The 17859-nt window shown below is 35.7% G+C and carries 12 protein-coding genes; all 12 read right to left on the bottom strand.

The annotated features are described in order from the left end of the window. Window positions 1-220: 220 nt before the first annotated feature. The 12 genes from HMPREF1140_RS10775 to HMPREF1140_RS10720 all read right to left on the bottom strand — a co-directional run bounded on the left by HMPREF1140_RS10775 (window position 221) and on the right by HMPREF1140_RS10720 (window position 17847). Window positions 221-2110 (bottom strand): IdeS/Mac family cysteine endopeptidase, encoded by a 1890-nt coding sequence (locus HMPREF1140_RS10775; RefSeq protein WP_009663903.1) that lies wholly within the window; start codon window positions 2108-2110, stop codon window positions 221-223. A 152-nt stretch (window positions 2111-2262) separates the two neighbouring features. Continuing rightward, window positions 2263-3915: a glycosyl hydrolase family 18 protein gene (locus HMPREF1140_RS10770; RefSeq protein WP_009663842.1), complete on the bottom strand. Its 1653-nt coding sequence runs from the start codon at window positions 3913-3915 to the stop codon at window positions 2263-2265. A 133-nt stretch (window positions 3916-4048) separates the two neighbouring features. After that, complete coding sequence (locus HMPREF1140_RS10765) at window positions 4049-4417, bottom strand: TIGR02328 family protein (protein ID WP_009663878.1); 369 nt, start codon at window positions 4415-4417, stop codon at window positions 4049-4051. Window position 4418: 1 nt separating this feature from the next. Beyond that, window positions 4419-4805, bottom strand: coding sequence for a YbgA family protein (locus HMPREF1140_RS10760; RefSeq protein WP_009663840.1), 387 nt, complete (start codon window positions 4803-4805; stop codon window positions 4419-4421). 226 nt (window positions 4806-5031) lie between these two features. Then, a complete protein-coding gene (locus HMPREF1140_RS10755; RefSeq protein ID WP_009663836.1) occupies window positions 5032-5460 on the bottom strand; it encodes a type II toxin-antitoxin system HicB family antitoxin in 429 nt (142 codons plus the stop codon). Then, window positions 5432-5554, bottom strand: a complete 123-nt coding sequence (locus tag HMPREF1140_RS13865) for a hypothetical protein (protein ID WP_009663879.1) — start codon at window positions 5552-5554, stop codon at window positions 5432-5434. Before HMPREF1140_RS13865 ends, HMPREF1140_RS10755 begins: the two co-directional genes overlap by 29 nt. 688 nt (window positions 5555-6242) lie before the next feature. Beyond that, on the bottom strand, window positions 6243-10673 hold the full coding sequence (locus HMPREF1140_RS10745; protein WP_009663887.1) for a S8 family serine peptidase: 4431 nt from the start codon (window positions 10671-10673) through the stop codon (window positions 6243-6245). A 7-nt stretch (window positions 10674-10680) separates the two neighbouring features. Beyond that, window positions 10681-12105 (bottom strand): S-layer homology domain-containing protein, encoded by a 1425-nt coding sequence (locus HMPREF1140_RS10740; protein ID WP_009663892.1) that lies wholly within the window; start codon window positions 12103-12105, stop codon window positions 10681-10683. 283 nt (window positions 12106-12388) lie between these two features. Beyond that, window positions 12389-12898 carry a QueT transporter family protein gene (locus tag HMPREF1140_RS10735; RefSeq protein WP_009663898.1) on the bottom strand — a complete coding sequence of 170 codons (510 nt, stop codon included), beginning with the start codon at window positions 12896-12898 and terminating at the stop codon, window positions 12389-12391. A 119-nt stretch (window positions 12899-13017) separates the two neighbouring features. Then, window positions 13018-14187, bottom strand: a complete 1170-nt coding sequence (locus tag HMPREF1140_RS10730; protein WP_009663850.1) for an iron-containing alcohol dehydrogenase — start codon at window positions 14185-14187, stop codon at window positions 13018-13020. A gap of 67 nt (window positions 14188-14254) precedes the next feature. Next, on the bottom strand, window positions 14255-16513 hold the full coding sequence (gene lon, locus HMPREF1140_RS10725; RefSeq protein WP_009663901.1) for an endopeptidase La: 2259 nt from the start codon (window positions 16511-16513) through the stop codon (window positions 14255-14257). A gap of 161 nt (window positions 16514-16674) precedes the next feature. Further along, entirely contained in the window at window positions 16675-17847 is a 1173-nt protein-coding gene (locus HMPREF1140_RS10720; RefSeq protein WP_009663883.1) for a MalY/PatB family protein, read from the bottom strand. Between the last annotated feature and the right edge of the window lie 12 nt (window positions 17848-17859).

Genomic DNA, 17859 nt, shown 5'->3' with positions numbered 1-17859 from the left:
TTTATTCTAAATAAAAACTATAGATATCTATTATTACAATTATTTATATTGATGTTTTCTGATTCTAATTATAATAAAGCTATCTGACTACTAACTACAATTTGCTTTTGATTGGAAATTACGGTATTTAAGCTTATGTATATGTACAAACACCCATTTTGAGGTTAATGTATTGATTAGAGATAGAATATTTCAATTATAAATATAACCACAAATGTAATTATCTGAAATAATCATTCCATTGATTTGTTCCAAGGTATAGGATATGCAGATAGCCTACCTCAGCACCTGCAGACTTATCAGTCTCGTTGGTAGATAATTTTGCCCTTCCCCCGACATTTCGGATTTCATAACGTTTCATACCTACACTTCTTTCATCCTGATCGTCAGAATCACTGACATATACAGCTTTCAGCTTTCCGTTCAAATCATATTCCGCACCCCACAGAGTTACAATATGATTACTCTTTCTAAATACTTTATGAGAAACTCCTACTATACCGCCGTTCCCAAAAATTTCTTTAAGAAGATCACTTAAGGATTGATAGTTTCCGCCATAGGTACGCTCTGTAAGTTTTTCCCCTTTGAAAACATCATGGAAAAATCCACCGTTATTACTTGGAATGAGGTCGTCACTCTCTATATTAGTAGCACCCGTTATTTTTGGAGTATATCCGTTAATGAACAAATCCATCAAAAGATCCGAATAAAAGCCTCTCTCATTATATCCGTACAGCACCTTATAAAGTTCAAATATTTCACTTTTTTCCTGACTCTCAAAAGAAGTTTTTAAATCTGAAAGTTTTCTGTTTGCACGAATTATATCTCCGTTTTTTTCTATATATCTGTCAACATATTCAATATTTTGATCAAACCACCAATGAAGCATATTTGATGATACCGCCGCAAAGCAAAGATTTTTATCTATATCGATATTTCCACCGCTTGTCGTTTTATTAACATCATACCATCCGTCTCCGCTTGAATATGGTACAGTATATGTTATATAAGTATCTTTACCGCCTTGTATAATCTCTTTATGAAAATCTCCGCCTTCTCCCATAAGAGGACCGTTAATCCCCTTTGCCCAGATAATGGTTCTGATTTCACCATCTTCAGTCGTATACTGAACAACATTGTCATTCTCCGGAGTAATCAATGATTCTTTTATCTTTTCATCCCTGTCCTGTGTACTCTCTTTTCTTTTAGCCTCAAGCTTTTTACTTTCCTTTGGCTCTATATCCTTTTTTTCCTCTTCTTTCGGTATCTCTACATTTGAAGATGTAGCAGGCTTTACAGGGCTCTCATTAGACTTTTGGGTATCCTCTTTATCCTGGCTTAATTCTTTTCTTTGACTTATCGAACCTTCACTTCTACTGAAACTTCCGCCATTTTCCGATTCTCTTAATATTCTGCTTTCTTCTCTTTTTTCTCCTTGATTTAAGTTGCTTAAGTCATCACTTCTTCCGGTATTTTCTCCCTTATTTGATCCGGCGCTTTTATCGTAGCTTTCACCTTTGCCCAGGCTATCTGATCCGCCGTCTTTTCCTAAGCTTCCGCCTCTACCCAAGCCTCTGCTTTTACCGGAACTTCCACCTTTACCGGAGCTTTCGCCCTTGCCCAAGCCTCCGCTTCCACTACTTTTTCCCAAACCACCTGCATTACCTTGTTTCTTTGCTGTATTCGATGAGCTCTGTGAAGCATTACCTGTACTTATCCCCTTACCGGCTTCATAATACTCTGTTCCGCTTTCATTAATCCATCTTCCTAAAGCATCAACTCTATATCCGCTGACATCAGTATTTGAATACATTTTTCCAAATGTAGTATTATCTGTTCCTTCAAAATAATAACAATATCCGTCTATCCACTGCCAGCCTGACAGCAGTACTCCCTCATTTGCCGTCTTAGAGCTGTCCAAAAAATACCAATTATTTGAAGCATCCATATACCATCCGGTTTTTAAACTTCCGTCTTCATTAAAGAAATACCAGTTATTATTTATCTGCTGCCAGGCTTTTAGAGCCTTATCTTCTTTATAATATTTCCATTTATTATTTTCCTGTTTCCATCCGTCAGCACCTGCATATGCATTAAAGGACATCAACATGGTAAGCCCCAAAACTGTCGGGACAAATCTATTCTTTTTCACTTTACTACCCTTTCATTACTCAAAAATTGCACAAAAAATCAGCCACATCAATATGACTGAAGTTTTGTAAACAATTGTATAATACTACATTTTATTTTAAATATCCATTATCATTTATATGATATAACATCCCAGATCTCTTTAGGTTCAAGTCCCAGTTTCCAAACTGCCACTCCCGCCAAATCGGCTTCCTTTACCGCATCCATTTTAAGCTTCATAGAACGCTCATCTTCCATCCATATATACTTGGTGGCATTTCCCACTGTGGTTTGCCCTACATACTGACCTACTTCCTCGTCCCATGTTAGATTTACATTGTTTTCCTTTACCCATGTAGCAGCTCCTACCATTCCGAGTGCGGTTGATGTAACCTTATCATTTTCCTTGGTCCAAACCCTTGTATATACCGGAACAGCATTTATAAGTTTTTCCTTAGGTACTTCTGTAAGGCTGTCTGTAATGGAATTTTTTACAAAGTCTATAGAAGCACTGCTTCCTTCATCAGATCCGCTGTAATGCTCATCGTATCCCATATTTATAACATAATCCACAACTTCAGCCAGCTCATCTCTTTCATAGTACATATTGTAAGATGCCGGAATCGGAACATCTACACTCAACACCATTTTATTATTTCTGCAAGAAACAGAAAGCTCTCTTATAAACTGAATAAAATGTGGTGCATTATCCTGAGTGAGTGACTCAAAATCTATATTTATTCCGTCAAAACCATATTTCTTTGCATCTGCAATCAGATTTGAAATAAGATTTTTTCTGTTTTCAGAAGAAGACAATATCTTTAATGTACTGATATCCTTACTGAAATTATCAATTAAAGGCCATACCTGTAAGTTCTTTTTATGTGCCGCATCTACATAATCTTTACTTGCTATAGAAGTATAATTGCCCTTATTATCTGAAAGTTTGAACCATGTCGGTGATATTACGTTCATTCCACTTGTATTTGCAACAACCTTCTCCATACCGCTGTTTGCGGCAGCTGTCGTTACCTGATGCCATCCAAGAACAACCTTCTCATCCATTGATATGGAAGTATATTCCGGCTTTACAAATCCACTTTGTCTTTCAGCTTGTGTAAAATTTTTCAAGTGATTTTTCTTTACATATCCCATCAAACCGCTTTGTGTGAAAACTTTATACCACTTCTCATTTTGTTCAACTATTGTAACATTTTCATCTTTCTTAAGTTCCACACCCTCTATACTTGCAGACCAATTATCGGCATCCACTCTCAGTCCCGACTTTGACTTTATTGTAGCAACATCATAACTACCGAAAGTATTATTGATATACACCTTTTTAATTTCACTGTCAGTATATGAATCTACCCATACGTCTGTATAAGCCTTTATGGTTTCTATAGACAAATAAACCTTTCCGTCCGATTCAAGCAAAAGCGGCTTTCCGTTATTATCCACATTCTCAAAATTTGCATAAACTATTTCTGTAGGCAAAGCGTATGAAAGAAGCTTTTCATCATCACTGTAATAAAATTTATCATTGAGTATTGCTCTTGTCCAATTTAGAGGTACATATACCACTCCGTCTTTATATATTGCTTTGGCCTTTTGCAAAGAATAATTATATACAAGCGCTACATCATCACCCTCAACCTGATATAACTGCGCCTGTGTAATCTTCTCTTTTGAGCCTATAATTCCATCCATTTCTCTTGATATAAATATAATTCCAAGTATGATACATAGAACTACAACAATACCTATTAAAACCTTCTTCTTCACTTTTCCTCCATATAAATAAGTTATTGTAAAGTCTTCACTATTATATACCATAAATATGTATAAATATTTAAGAGAATATTTTTATAGGCGAAATTTTATGTTCCGACAAAAGTATCAAGGAATTTTATAAATTCTATAATTTAAGCTCTATACCTTTATTTCTTAAATTCTCTATACATTCATCCAGATATTCAATATTATGCTCTTTATAAATTGGATCTTCTATGATTTCCTCTTCAAGATCTATATATTTTTCTGCAATTTTACCTCTGTAATTTCTATCCTTCCACTCCCCTGAAACATTATATCCTCTTTTTTCCATCTCATCCATTACCAACAAATGGTATCTGAATAAAAGATATGGCGGATATGAAAACACATAATCTACGGTTTTATGTTTCTTCTTCCAACCGTTTCCCCTAAGAGCACAACATTCTCTATGCTGTCCAAGCAGCTGATTTTTAGGTAACAAGTGTATAATTTTTTCATGCCATAGTCTCATATTATTCTCCTGTTAAGAAAGTGGAGTTTTCCAAATATTCATTTGGGTATTTCTTTAATAAAGTATTTAAATAGTCAATTACAACTGTCTGACTGCTTCTCTCTTCCATATATTCATTTAATGTATTAAATAATTCTTGCTTCTCTACAGCACTTGCATCCTCTTTAAAATATCCCCACACATGAAGAACGGCATTACTGAAATCTTTCCTACTCTCATTCATGCCTTTTATTTTTTGTATTTTATCTTTCAGAAATGAAACATCCAATTCATTCCCTTTCAAGTACTCTCTTATCCCGAGATATTCCTTATGTGATTTACTCAGTACATAGTATTTATTTTTTGCCCACAACTCTTCACATTCTTTTCTTATGTTTTTATAACTCATACTCTCTTTTCTTTCAAAATACTTGAATATTTAATACTATAGTAAATTATGTAAGATTAAATACATTCAAAACTTATATCGTCATATTGTATCAAATATAATTATAATAATATAGTCAAAGCTTAAAATAAATCCCTGACGATTCAATATTCCCAATATAAAAACTGTCAAAATGTATCTAACATCCTGACAGTTATACTTACATAGCTTACCTTTTTAATATATACTAATTTAATGCATGGAACCTTTCTTCAAGTGCATCTTGTAAAACTCTTGAAATATTTAAGTTCAACCGTTTTGCCTCAACATTCATCCAACTCGGTATAGTCAAATTTTTCCTAACCATTTTCTTATCCAGTTTTTTTCTGTATCTTGTTAAGTCTGCATCTACGGTTGTAATTATACCTCTTGTATAATCGAAACTTTCACCCTCATGAATACTTTTAGCTAAATCTATAGCCTTTTCATAATTTGACGGTCCCGGAATTTCTTTTTTGCTATCCTCAATACTTAAACACTTTAAGCTTATAGCGTCCCTAGCCATTTCAATAGCATCAGCCAGATCTTTGCCCTCTGTATATATCATCAAATCCGGAACAAATACTAAGTAAATTTCATCCGACTTTTCAATCAATGTTGGATATACAACTCTCATTTTCTCCTCTTTCAAAAATATCATGTTCTTTTCCATGTCGTTTGAGTTTAAATCCTGCCTCTTCCAGCTTTCTTATTAAATCTCTACGTTTCATCGCTTTCTCCTGATATCATTTATACTGTACGTATTTTATGCGTACTTGTCAATATTTTTACTTAATTTATTTTTCAAAAAACAATAATATAAACATATACTATAAAAACTGCCAAAATATATCTCATATCCTGACAGTTATACTTACATGGCTTTCTTTATTTTTCAATATGTTGGGTATCAATGAGCGGCTACCTAGTAAGCCTTTACTGTGACACTTCTTTCATTGATACTTCACAGTTATAAACCATACTTTATTTGATTTTTTACATAGAGTCAGACGGTTTTTATACAATATATAAAAACCTATCTGTCTGCAACTTATATACTCGCTACAACCTGCGTGGGCTTTGCTTTAAGTAGTATTTTTATATATTTTTGTATGTAAAAATCGTATTTGGGATTTTCAGATTGAATAATCATTTAGAATACTATGATTCCCTGTTCTGCAGATTGACAGGTTTCGTTCATAGAAATTGAATTTTAGAATTTTAACTTTTATATTGGGGACTTTGATGGCTAAACTATCATTTATAAAAGTTATTTATAAATTTCTCCTTTCTCCGTCTTTACATAAATTATAACCCTCAAACGCTTTACACGCAATATGGAATAGTTGTTCGGTCGATATATGGCAAGATAGATTGTGCAAAACGAAAAGAGAGCCCTAAACAGCTCTCCTTCTTCTACTAATTATTTTTTGCTCTATATATGTATATGGTCTTTTCAGATTTGTTCCCGGCAAGATCTATGGCGCTTATTTTTATACTGTTTTGCCCCTCGTTTAGCGGAACTTCTATTTGTGTAACTATCTGCGTAGTATTACCGTCTTTACCTTCAATATAAGAAATTGAGGTTTTATCATCAGTGCCTATAAGCGAGTCTCCGTTATAAAGACTTAATTTAAATGAATTATCACGTGAGCGAACCTTTATTTTTACCATATCGGAATCAAGCTCTCTTTCATATACCTTATAATCAATAAAAGGATTTATCTTATCGTAGAATAATCTTCTTACCATGCTTGCCGATTTTTCGTTTTTAGTACTTACCTCAACTTTTATATTAACATTAAATGCTTCAAGCTTCAGTTTACTTTCAAAAGAATACGCTTCGCCCTTATATATTACATTTCCCTTTTTTCTATAGATAATATTGCTTTTTACAAGATCCTCTTTTCCTATATTTATCGGACTCGAGAGTTCATTTCCGTCATTATCTACAAGCTTTATTTGCACACTTTCTACGCTGTCATCCTCGTCCACATATCCTACAAAACCTGATACATCTATCTGCTTTTCTTCACCTTCCGTATTGCCAAGTACATCAAAAAACTCAGGTGTTTTAAGGAATACTGCAGGATATGGCTTTCTTTCTGCATTTGACGCAGTAGCATTATTAATTGTAATATCTGTAATACCTGCTTCTTCCATGCTCTCATGAGTATTTTGCATAGGCTTTCCGTCTCTAAATACTGTTGTAATATCAAAGCTTGTTTCAACAGGATTTATTGTGAATTCATAACAAAGCTTGTCCTCATCATATTTGAAATTGTATTTTTTTGATATTTCAGAATTTACTTTATTATCCAAGATTATATTTTCTTCGATATTATCATGTTTCAAAGTAAGTTTATGCAAATGTGATTCTTCATCCGCCAGCTTTATCCTAATCACCGCTTCCTTTTCTATCAAACTGTAAGTCATATCATCAAGTTTTATATCGTTTACATAAACACTTGCATTTTTATTGCTTATATAGTCAAAAAAGTTAAGGAAATTAATCTGATTATAATTGTCTTCTCTGACATCTGAAAGAGTGGTTCTGCTTTTATTATCCATATAGTCAACGGCATCTATTATAAGATCTGAAGTATCCGCAAAATACGGACAATGTACTTCAATATCCAAATTTCTGTAACCGTTGGTATAAACATATACTTCCCCCCTTGCAGTTGGACTGTCAGGTACCGCTTCTAAAGGTATATTAAGTTTGCCGTCTTCAACCTTTACAAGCTCTTTTCCATCCTTCATAGGTTCATCTTGAAATCTTATAACAAAGGATTTTCCGTATCTTATACTTGTATTGGCCTTATCATCTTGTGCATATCTTATTGACTGCAAATATACATTCTCTATACCTATGCCCTTATCATGAACATTAAATACTATCTCCTTCATATTGCCGTCAATATCATTTACCTGCACTTCATTAGCGGTGCTTAGACTAGGGGCCATGCTGTCCACACGTATAGGAAATTTATAGACCTGCTCTCCACTTCCTCCTACATTATTAGTATTAAGCTTTGCCTTTATACAATATATGTACCTGACACCGTCCTCTGCAATTCCTTCGCCAAGTTTTCCGTCCCATACCGACTCCGGCATAAACTTAAAGCTTTTATTGACTGAAAGTCTACTAAGCTTTCTTACCTGCTTTGAAATCCCTAAAACTCTTAAAGTTTCCTCCGTCTTTGCATCAAGTATCGAATACTCTATCTGCTCCATATTTCTGAGTGGTGCTATTCTTGTCGCCACATCGGGATAGTACTTACTGTTCGGTGAAAAATATATTTCATCATTGTACAGTGGAAGTTTAAGCATCATACTTGTTCCAAGCATTGAAGAGCTTACTCCCGCATTTTTATTTACAAAAAATTGTACGTTTCTTTTTTCACTTCCGATTTCAGGAAGCTGGAACGCATCTATAGCTCTTTGTCTGCCCCAATCTCCGTAAAATCCGAGGAAAGGTATATTAAGATCTGATATACCGTCTTTGTCTTTAAGACTTATAAAACCTTCTATAAAGTTATCCTCGTCAAGGTTTTCTGCATCCGAGTAATCCATAGTGAAATCTATACTTGCGGATGAATGTGCTTCCACGCTTATCTCTCTGCTTATATTAGACTCATTTGAATGTAATATTTCAGATCTTTGCAGTCTGTATGTACCGTCTGTAGGCTCATAAAGTGCAATTGAATTTATATTATAGCTTTTTGTACTGTCTCCAAAATTTTCAAGACTAAGTCTAACATCAAACCTTTTATCCTTAAGTTCTTTAAGCTCGAGCTTTCCGTCGGCTATATTGTCATTGGTTCCTTGTGCCCTTACTACTACAGTGGTTTTTAATGCATTTTCAATATTTAGAGCACCGCTTCCCTGCTGTCTAACAAAGTAGGGTATATCTTCAAATATTCCCTCATCCTTTAAAGGAGTTGCGGTATTCATAAGTAAAAGTTTTATAAATTCCGAACTGTTATCTGTTTGTATATTCTTTGCCTTTATATATTGTTTAAGTATGGCTGTAGCTCCCGTTACCTGAGGAGCCGCCATGGAAGTACCGGACATATCCTTATACTTATCGTCCTCAACGCTTGAGTATATATGTCCTCCGGGAGCGGTTATCTCCGGTTTAATTCTAAGATCCGGAGTGGGACCCCATGAAGAAAACTTTGAAACACTTCCTGCCGCTACATTGTCGACATCCGTCATTTCAGTAAATATCTCAGGTCTCAGATCATTATTATAACCGTATTCCTCCATTAACTTATCATAGGTACTTCTTTTTATACGGATACAGGTAAGCTTTCCCGCATTACCCGGAACTTCAAGATTTCCGCCTATTTGCTCAGCCATGCTCCTGTTATTGTAAAAAACAATGGCGGCAGGTTTTAATTCAGCTATTGACTCAAGCTTATCCCCAAATCCTAAGCTGTCTTTTGTTGTAGGAATCTCAAAGAGTACCAGCTTACCTTCTATATTTTCTTTTTTAATAAGCTCTTGCTTAGCGTTTTTTAAATCAAATATATCCGCACTTATAATCTTTTTCGGATTTTCTCCTTTATGCAAATCCATCTCTTCATTTACATAGGCATCCCAACTGTCCTTCCACCTTATGACATACATATGCCTTTTAGTATTTTCCATAGATGCAACTGCTATAGTTCCTTCATTTACAGCAGGATTTGCAATTAAAGCGGTATCATAATTTTCTTTTAAAGGCTCTACATTATTTATATTACCGGAAGTAATATTTCCGTCATTACCGGCAGCTACTGAAATTACTATTCCGGCTTTTCTTGCCTTTTCTATAACCTCATTTTCCGGATAAGCTCTGTTCTCCATTGAAAATCCGGCTGCCGATCCCAGGCTTAAGTTTATTACATCGGCCTTCAATGTTATAGCATCATCCAAGGCTTTCAACCAAATATCGGTAAATGTTGTAGGATACTCAAGGTCATCTGAAAATACCTTAAGCGCAAGTATTTGTGCATTAGGTGCCACTCCGAAAGTCCCGCTCTCAATATCGTTTGCGGCAGCTATTCCGGATACATGCATACCGTGCATTACACCGTAACTGTTACGTAAGTTCTTATTAAAATCATAATAATTATAGCCATAAGGTACTTTATCCGAATAATAAGAGCCTTTCAATCCGTTTTCAGCTATTATCTTTTCTATATCTGTCTTTGTGTACATAGGATGTACCGATTCATCCAGTCTAAGTGCCTTATGTCTGTAATCTATACCTGAGTCTATTACTGCAATAACGCTGCCCTCGCCCTTATAGCCAAGTGTATTCCACGCATATCCCGAACCAATTATACTGTTTGAAGACTTAAGATAAGGTCTTTGAAACTCCTGTGATACATAAACGCTTTTTACTCCGGGAAGCGCTTCTATTTTTTCTATTTCAGTCGCATCGGCACTTAATGATATACCGTTAAATATGGTATCATAGTGCCTTACCTCCTTAACATCCGCCTTTATGTCCTCATTTTTTATATCTTTTACAAGCTTATCCTGATCTTCTTTCAGCTCCTGCTTTTTTTCATCTATAAAGGAATCATCCAGTTTATCATAGTCCATATCTTTATTTATGGCTTCTTCTATCAAGGAGTCCTTATCAAGCTCTATTATAAGCCTAAGCTCTTTTGGCTTGTCTTCATTTTTTTTTGCTTCGGTATCAGCCGAATTTAATTTTTTATCTGCCTCTTTTACATACTCTGAAACTCTGTCCCCGTTATTTTGTGCCGCAAATCCCGGCTTAGCTGTAGAAACCAAGGGATTTATAAGAAGTACGGCACAAAACAAGGCAAGTTTTTTACTTATTCTATTCATAACTCACCTATTCTATAATTATTTTAACTATAAATTTCACCTTGCCATAGTTCTTGTCATTGATTACAAGATCCTCTAAGCTGCTTACAGCAAGCATATATTCTCCTTTTTGAGCGTTTTTTACCTGATTAAGACTCTCACCTTCCCACTTTACATTAAGCTTTACTCCGTTGTTTTCTCCGCTTAATTTAAGTCCTATAAGCGCTTTGTCTTCAAGAGTCACTCCATTAACTGCTTTATATTTTAACGTTTTATCCGCATATAAATGTTCATTCAGTACTATAAAGTCTTCACTCAAATTTTCCGCTGCACTGTTTTTTTTGCCTTCATTAGGAGTACCTTCATTTACTTTGGGCAGTACTTCACTCTGAGTTTTCTTATTTTCAGCAATATTTTCTGTACCTTTTTTCTCCTCCGGCTTAGCTGTACCCTTGTCTTGAGGTATTACTTTTTCTTCAGTTTCTTTATCACTTTGAGCTTTATTCTCTTTTTGATTATTGCCTCCGAAATAACTGTCTGATGAACCGTTACTTCTACTTCCCTTTATTATCCTCTTAACCGGTTTTCTACCGTCAGGCTTATACTCCTCCGGATTTGGCAAAGGTTCTACCTTCCCGTCAGATCCCAAATTTGTATAGGAAATATTTTTACCGAGGCTTTTTGCCGATTGTAACTTTGAGTTTGAAAGTTGCACCTCAAAGTTTTGGCTTCCTGCGGCAATATAGATTTTACTTATATCTGAATTTATAATCCTTAACCTTCCGTTACTTGCCTTTTGGTTTATAAGTATCGGAGTCTGTATTTTTATATTTTCTATAACGGCATCATTGGCATTTACAACTATAAAAGCCTTTGACTTATTGTTTTCATCCGCCTTGAAATTTTGAGAGGTATTGATAACCGTAAGGAAAAGCTCTTTAATTACATCCCTTAACTCACCTCTGTTTAAGACTTTACCGGGCTCAAAGCTCTTATCTTTTCCTTCAATAACACCAAGGTTTTCAAGTTCTTTTATATAGCCTCTTGACCATGACTGTAATTTCTCGTCATCAATAAAAGCTGTTTTACCCTCAGCCGCTTCAATACCTATATACTTTGCAAGTAGGTAATAGACCTCTTCCTTTTTAGGACTTTCATAAAGATTGGCAAATGATACATGCTCATCTATTATATTCAGTCCTTTTAATTTCTCTACAGATCTTTTAATATACTCTTCATCCGCATTTGCGTAATTTCCTATGTCCGCTATGTCGGATCCCAAGTTGCCTGAGATCTTTTCGAGTAATATAATCAAGTCTTTTTTGCTGATACTTACTTCGTTATCCATATATGTTTTTTGCTCCGCTTTTGCAATCGGAGCAATAAAAAATAATTGAATACATATAGCTATGCTTAACAACAAAGTAAATTTTATTGCTTTTTTCATACTCATTTGTTTCTCCTTATTTTGTTCTAAAGTATTTTATCTTCTGAATTTGTCCGGACATAAGAAGATAAAGCACTTTAAATTTTTTAATCGCACTTATTGGCTAAACAATATCTATATATACATATTGTAGTAAATTATAACAGGAAAAAGTGAAATGTAAATAATATGCATAGTTTTTTTTAGAAAAATTTAATCTATACGGAAAAATAAAAATATCCCGACAAATACAAGGCATCTTGTCCTTGTGACTTTGTCAGGATATTTCATTAATAAAAATTTTTATTTTCTAAGCTTTTTGGCTAACTTTGTTCTCGCTTCCAAAAATAAATGAACTTTTCGGTTCAAGCGCAAGCATCAATAAATTACCTAAAATACCTACCGCAAGGACTTCTCCTATACCCACTGTAAGCATCATGTAAGGTATCAAATCCGGTAAACCGTAAGCATACTTTAGTACAAACGGAATAATAATTGCGTTTGCAAGTATCGGTGGTACACATACCAACCATTTTGAAATACTTCTGAGTCTGTAGCTTAATATTGCACCTATAAGTGTAGCCAATGTTCCGAATATAATATCAGGAAGTGCCGCTCCGCCAAGTATATTTGCCAAAAGGCATCCTATACTTACTCCGGGTATTGCCGCCACTGTAAAGAACGGCAGAATACAAAGTGCCTCAGAAATTCTGAACTGGATAGCACCAAAGCTGATAGGGGCAAATGCAAGTGTAAGCACTACATATACTGCCGCTATGACTGCACCCTGTGCCATCATTTTTGTTGTAATATTTTTCATGTTTTCTCCTTTAGTTTTGTTTTAGGTGAGGAAGGTCTCGAACTCACCAAGTACGCTAGATACTTTACGGTATTTTAGAGAATAAATCAAGCATTTTCTTAATATTAATATGTTCTATACTATAAACATGCCTTATAGATTTCAACTATGTCCTCATTCGTAAGTGCTACGAATGCATCCTTTAAATATCCTCCGGTATTTGCGTGCTCAGCCATTGTCACAAAATGCTTATCGTCAATACCAAGTTCTGTAAGAGTCATAGGAATACCTGTTTCTTTAAAGTAATTTTCAAGCGCATCTATTCCTGCAAATGCCAACGCTCTCTCGTCATCACCGCTAAGTCCCATTACATTCTTTGCAAATTTTACAAATCTCTCTGTAGCACTTGCATCTTTATTAAGAATATGGCGCATCCATCTTACTGTTAAAATGGCAAGACCTACTCCATGAGTAATATCATAATAGGCAGACAACTCATGTTCCATTGCATGACATGGCCATCCTGTTTCCTGCTTGCCGTACTCAGGGATTCCTGAGCAGGCTACTGAGGAATTAGCCATAAGATTTGCTCTTGCAGAGTAATTTGTAGGATCTTTGAGTGCTATCTTACAATTTTTCATAACAGACTTTAATATAGTCTCTGCTATTCCGTCTGATAGATCGCTGTCCGGTGTTCTTGAAAAATATCCTTCAAATATATGACTCATTATATCCGCACTGCCTGCAGCTGTTTGATAAGGTGATACTGTATAAGTATATGTAGGATCGCATATACTTACTGCAGGATAGGTGTATACCGCACCCAATTTTTCATTTGTGTCAAGATTTGATATTACTCCTCCGGCATCAAACTCTGAGCCTGTTGCACTGAGTGTAAGTATATCTACAAGTGGAAGTGCTTTTGCTCTTCTAAAGCTTGTTTTTACCATCTCCCAAAGATCATCACCCTCATAGTAGCGTCCTACTGCAATAGCCTTTGCACAGTCAATTGTACTTCCACCACCAACTGCCAGAATCACATCAATATTGTGTTCCTTACAAAGTTCCACACCACGCTTTACCGAAGTTATCCTTGGGTTCGGCTCAATTCCGTCACATTCAGTGATATTGAAATTATTCTCCTTTAAAATCTTTATCACTTCATCATAAAGCCCCGTCTTTTTGATTGAGCCGCCGCCAAGGACGAACAAAACATTTTTACCGAAAGGCTCCAATGATTTTGCCAATCTTTTAATCTGTCCCTCTCCAAAATATAATTTGGTAGGAATATCATGTTTGAAACTAAGCATATTGTACCTCCACTTTTCATATACACAACCGGGGAATTTTACTTTCAAAATCCCTATAATATCAGCTTTATTTTAATACAATACTCAGTACATCTTCAACTTTTTTTACAGGAATTATTTCAAGTTCATTCAAAACTTCCTCTGCCACTTCTTTTAAATCGTCTTTGTTCTCATCAGGAATAAACACCTTCTTTATTCCCGCTCTGGCAGCTGCCATAAGTTTTTCAGGAAGTCCACCTATAGGCATTACATTTCCCCTTAAAGAAACCTCTCCTGTCATGGCATACTCAGGTGATACCGGAATATTATTTACAAGTGACGATAGTGCTGTAGTCATTGTAATACCCGCACTCGGTCCATCCTTTGGTACCGCTCCGGCAGGTACATGGATATGAATATCATTGTTTTCAAATACTTCATGACTTTCAGGGTACATATTTTTTACAAGGCTAAGTGCAATATCCACACTCTCTTTCATTACATCACCAAGCTGTCCTGTAATTTTTACTTTGCCCTTGCCTTTTGTAAGCATTGTCTCGATAAAGAGTATTTCTCCGCCTACAGCAGTCCATGCAAGACCTGTAACCACTCCTGCCTGCTTCTTCTCTAATATACTCTCATGTCTTATCGGTCTTTGATCAAGATAATCCTGTAATTCTTCCGGCTTTACATCCAATATTTCTTTATTGTTCTTAACAAGCTCAACTGCGGCATGTCGGCATAGAGCACTTATTTGCTTCTTTAATCCACGTACTCCTGCTTCCATAGTATAGCCGTTTATAAGTGCTTTTATGGTCTCATCCTCTATTATGAGATTGTCCTCGCTGATACCTGCCTTTTTCTTTGCCTTAGGTATTAAATGATCCTTTGCAATAGAAAACTTCTCAAGTGCGGTATAGCCTGTAAATCTGATGACTTCCATTCTGTCAAGCAGCGGTCCCGGTATAGTATCAAGAGAGTTTGCGGTACATACAAATAATACATCTGACAAATCATACGGTACATTCATATAATGATCTGTGAAAGTATTGTTTTGCTCCGGATCAAGTACTTCAAGAAGTGCACTTGCAGGATCTCCATTGTATGATGATGCGAGCTTATCAATCTCATCCAGTACCATTACAGGATTTGATGTACCTGCCTTTTTCATACCGTCCATTATTCTTCCCGGCATTGCACCTATATAAGTTCTTCTATGTCCTCTGATATCAGCCTCATCTCTGACACCTCCGAGAGAGATTCTTACATACTCTCTGCCAAGTGCCTCTGCAATGCTCTTTCCTATACTGGTCTTACCTGTACCCGGTGCGCCTACAAATAGCAGTATTGAACCGCTTTGTTTTTTATTTAAAGACATTACCGCCAGTTGCTCTATAATTCTCTTTTTAACCTTTTTAAGTCCATAATGCTCTCTGTCAAGGACTTCCATAGCATTATCAAGCTCTATATCCTTCGGTTCTTCTTTTTTCCAGTGTAATGAAGTTACAAAGTCCAAATAATTGTAAAGAAGTCCATACTCATGACTGTCCTTACCTTCCTGCTTCATTCTATTTAAAACATTGTCGGCTTCTTTTCTGGCCGTATCATTCATCCCTGAATTTTCTATTTTTTCTTCAAACTTTCTTACTTCGGAAATATTTTCAGGATGCATCTCATCCAAGGCTTTTTGCAAGAAATTTATCTGCTTTTTAATAGCGTCTTCCCTATAAGCCTTCTCATGAAGCTCTTTTTGTGCCTGCTTTGCCTCTTCACTTACTTCATTTATAGCCATAAACTCTCTGGCATATTGAGCTATAAGCTCAGCCCTTGCTTTGGTTGAATCCTCTGAGAGTACAGCATACTTTTCCTCAGGAGTAATATTCATAAAAGGTGAAAGTCCTACCATCACCTCATTCATATTCTTCCATGCAAGTACATAGCCTCTTGCCATAAGTCCCCATTGAAACTTGGTGACATAACTTAAAAGTTCATCTCTAAGTCCGACAAGCATTGCATTTGCATCATTCGGATCCAGATCATCTATCTCAGGCCTTTGTACTCCAATAACATTTTGGGTGTCAAAGTCTATATATTCAACATTTATTCTGTTAAATGCCTCGAGGTTTGCACCACCCTCATCATCTACAGAAAGCACCTGTCCCGCAACAGCTATGGGGTAGATATCTTCAATTGTAATATCTTTATCTTTCGGCTCTCTCAGGTAAAGAAATGTTACCTTTTCACCAACAGATATCTTATCTACACCGGCCTCCTGTAAATAATCTTTTCTGAAATATATTTTTGAACCCGGTAAAACTACCGTATTATATGTCGGTATTAAAATCATATAACCTCCTTTATTAGCACTTATTATCAAGGAGTGCTAAAGTGAATTTATAAAAAAGAGGTTGAAACAATGGCTTGTTTACAACCTCCCCATCTATATGACTAAATTATATCACTGGCACTCTTATACGTCAAGTGATAATTAGATTTTGTAAAATTAATTTACAATTCTTTAATCGCCTTTGCCAAGCTGTCAAGTGCCATCTTCAAATATTCTCTCGGACATGCGATATTAAATCTCTCAAATCCCTCTCCGTCTACACCAAACATGGCTCCCGAGTCTATCCATAGCTTTGCTTTATTTACTATCAGATCCTCTCTCTCCTCTTCAGTAAGACCAAGTTCTCTAAAGTCCACCCATACAAGGTATGTACCCTCCGGCTCTATAAGTTTTACCTGTGGAATATTCTCTTTTAAATAATCTCTGAGGAAATCAAGATTTCCCTTTATATACTCTCTTACAGCGTCCAGCCATTCCTGTCCTGACTCATAAGCAGCTCTTGCAGCTACAAGTCCCATAGTATTCATCTGTGAATATCCTGATTTTACTATCTCATTTTTAAAAGCATCTTTCAGCTTCTTATTTTCTATAAAAATATTTGAGACCTGAAGACCGGCTATATTAAAACTCTTACTTGGTGCTGTAGCTATCACTGCATTTTGGGCATATTCCTCTCCCAATGAAGCAAATACAGTATGCTTATTTCCGGGATATACAAAATCCGCATGAATCTCATCACTGAAAATTACCACATTATGCTTGATGCATATATCTCCTATTCTCTTTAACTCTTCCTTACTCCATACTCTTCCTACAGGATTATGTGGAGAGCAAAGTATGAAAAGCTTTACCTGATTTTCCACTATCTTCTTTTCAAAATCTTCAAAGTTCATCTCATATCTGCCGTCTTTTATTAAAAGCGGAGAGTTGATAAGCTTTCTGTTATTACATAGTATCATTTCACTGAAAGGATAGTATACAGGTTGTTGTATAATAACACCATCACCCTCTTTTGAAAATGCCTTTACAGCCATTGCTATGGCATATACTACTCCCGGTGTCTTAACTAATGTACCTTTTTTAGGTTCCCATGAAAAGTTTTTTACAAACCAGTTCTTTACCACTTCAAAATAGTCGGACTGTACTTCCGTGTATCCATAAATCCCATGGTCAACTCTTCTTTGCAAAGCGTCTGTAATAGGCTGTGCCACAGGAAAATCCATATCCGCAACCCAGAGTGAAAGCTCATCACCTTTTTTACCTCTAAGCTTTGCACAGTCGAACTTTAAACTGTCAGTACCTTTTCGGTCTATGATCTTATCAAAATCGTACATATATCCCCCTTA

The sequence above is a fragment of the Lachnoanaerobaculum sp. ICM7 genome (genome assembly GCF_000287675.1).
Taxonomy (GTDB): Bacteria; Bacillota; Clostridia; order Lachnospirales; family Lachnospiraceae; genus Lachnoanaerobaculum.
The sequence above is the reverse complement of the archived record's forward strand: the minus strand, read 5'-3'. Positions and strand labels throughout refer to the sequence as shown.

What these genes read in the sequence shown, in the direction of transcription:
- HMPREF1140_RS10730 (WP_009663850.1), bottom strand. Translation starts at nt 14,187, where the DNA reads ATGCTTAGTTTCAAACATGATATTCCTACCAAATTATATTTTGGAGAG.
- HMPREF1140_RS10735 (WP_009663898.1), bottom strand. Translation starts at nt 12,898, where the DNA reads ATGAAAAATATTACAACAAAAATGATGGCACAGGGTGCAGTCATAGCG.
- HMPREF1140_RS10740 (WP_009663892.1), bottom strand. Translation starts at nt 12,105, where the DNA reads ATGAGTATGAAAAAAGCAATAAAATTTACTTTGTTGTTAAGCATAGCT.
- HMPREF1140_RS13865 (WP_009663879.1), bottom strand. Translation starts at nt 5,554, where the DNA reads ATGAAACGTAGAGATTTAATAAGAAAGCTGGAAGAGGCAGGATTTAAA.
- HMPREF1140_RS10760 (WP_009663840.1), bottom strand. Translation starts at nt 4,805, where the DNA reads ATGAGTTATAAAAACATAAGAAAAGAATGTGAAGAGTTGTGGGCAAAA.
- HMPREF1140_RS10765 (WP_009663878.1), bottom strand. Translation starts at nt 4,417, where the DNA reads ATGAGACTATGGCATGAAAAAATTATACACTTGTTACCTAAAAATCAG.
- HMPREF1140_RS10755 (WP_009663836.1), bottom strand. Translation starts at nt 5,460, where the DNA reads ATGAGAGTTGTATATCCAACATTGATTGAAAAGTCGGATGAAATTTAC.
- lon (WP_009663901.1), bottom strand. Translation starts at nt 16,513, where the DNA reads ATGATTTTAATACCGACATATAATACGGTAGTTTTACCGGGTTCAAAA.
- HMPREF1140_RS10720 (WP_009663883.1), bottom strand. Translation starts at nt 17,847, where the DNA reads ATGTACGATTTTGATAAGATCATAGACCGAAAAGGTACTGACAGTTTA.
- HMPREF1140_RS10775 (WP_009663903.1), bottom strand. Translation starts at nt 2,110, where the DNA reads ATGTTGATGTCCTTTAATGCATATGCAGGTGCTGACGGATGGAAACAG.
- HMPREF1140_RS10745 (WP_009663887.1), bottom strand. Translation starts at nt 10,673, where the DNA reads ATGAATAGAATAAGTAAAAAACTTGCCTTGTTTTGTGCCGTACTTCTT.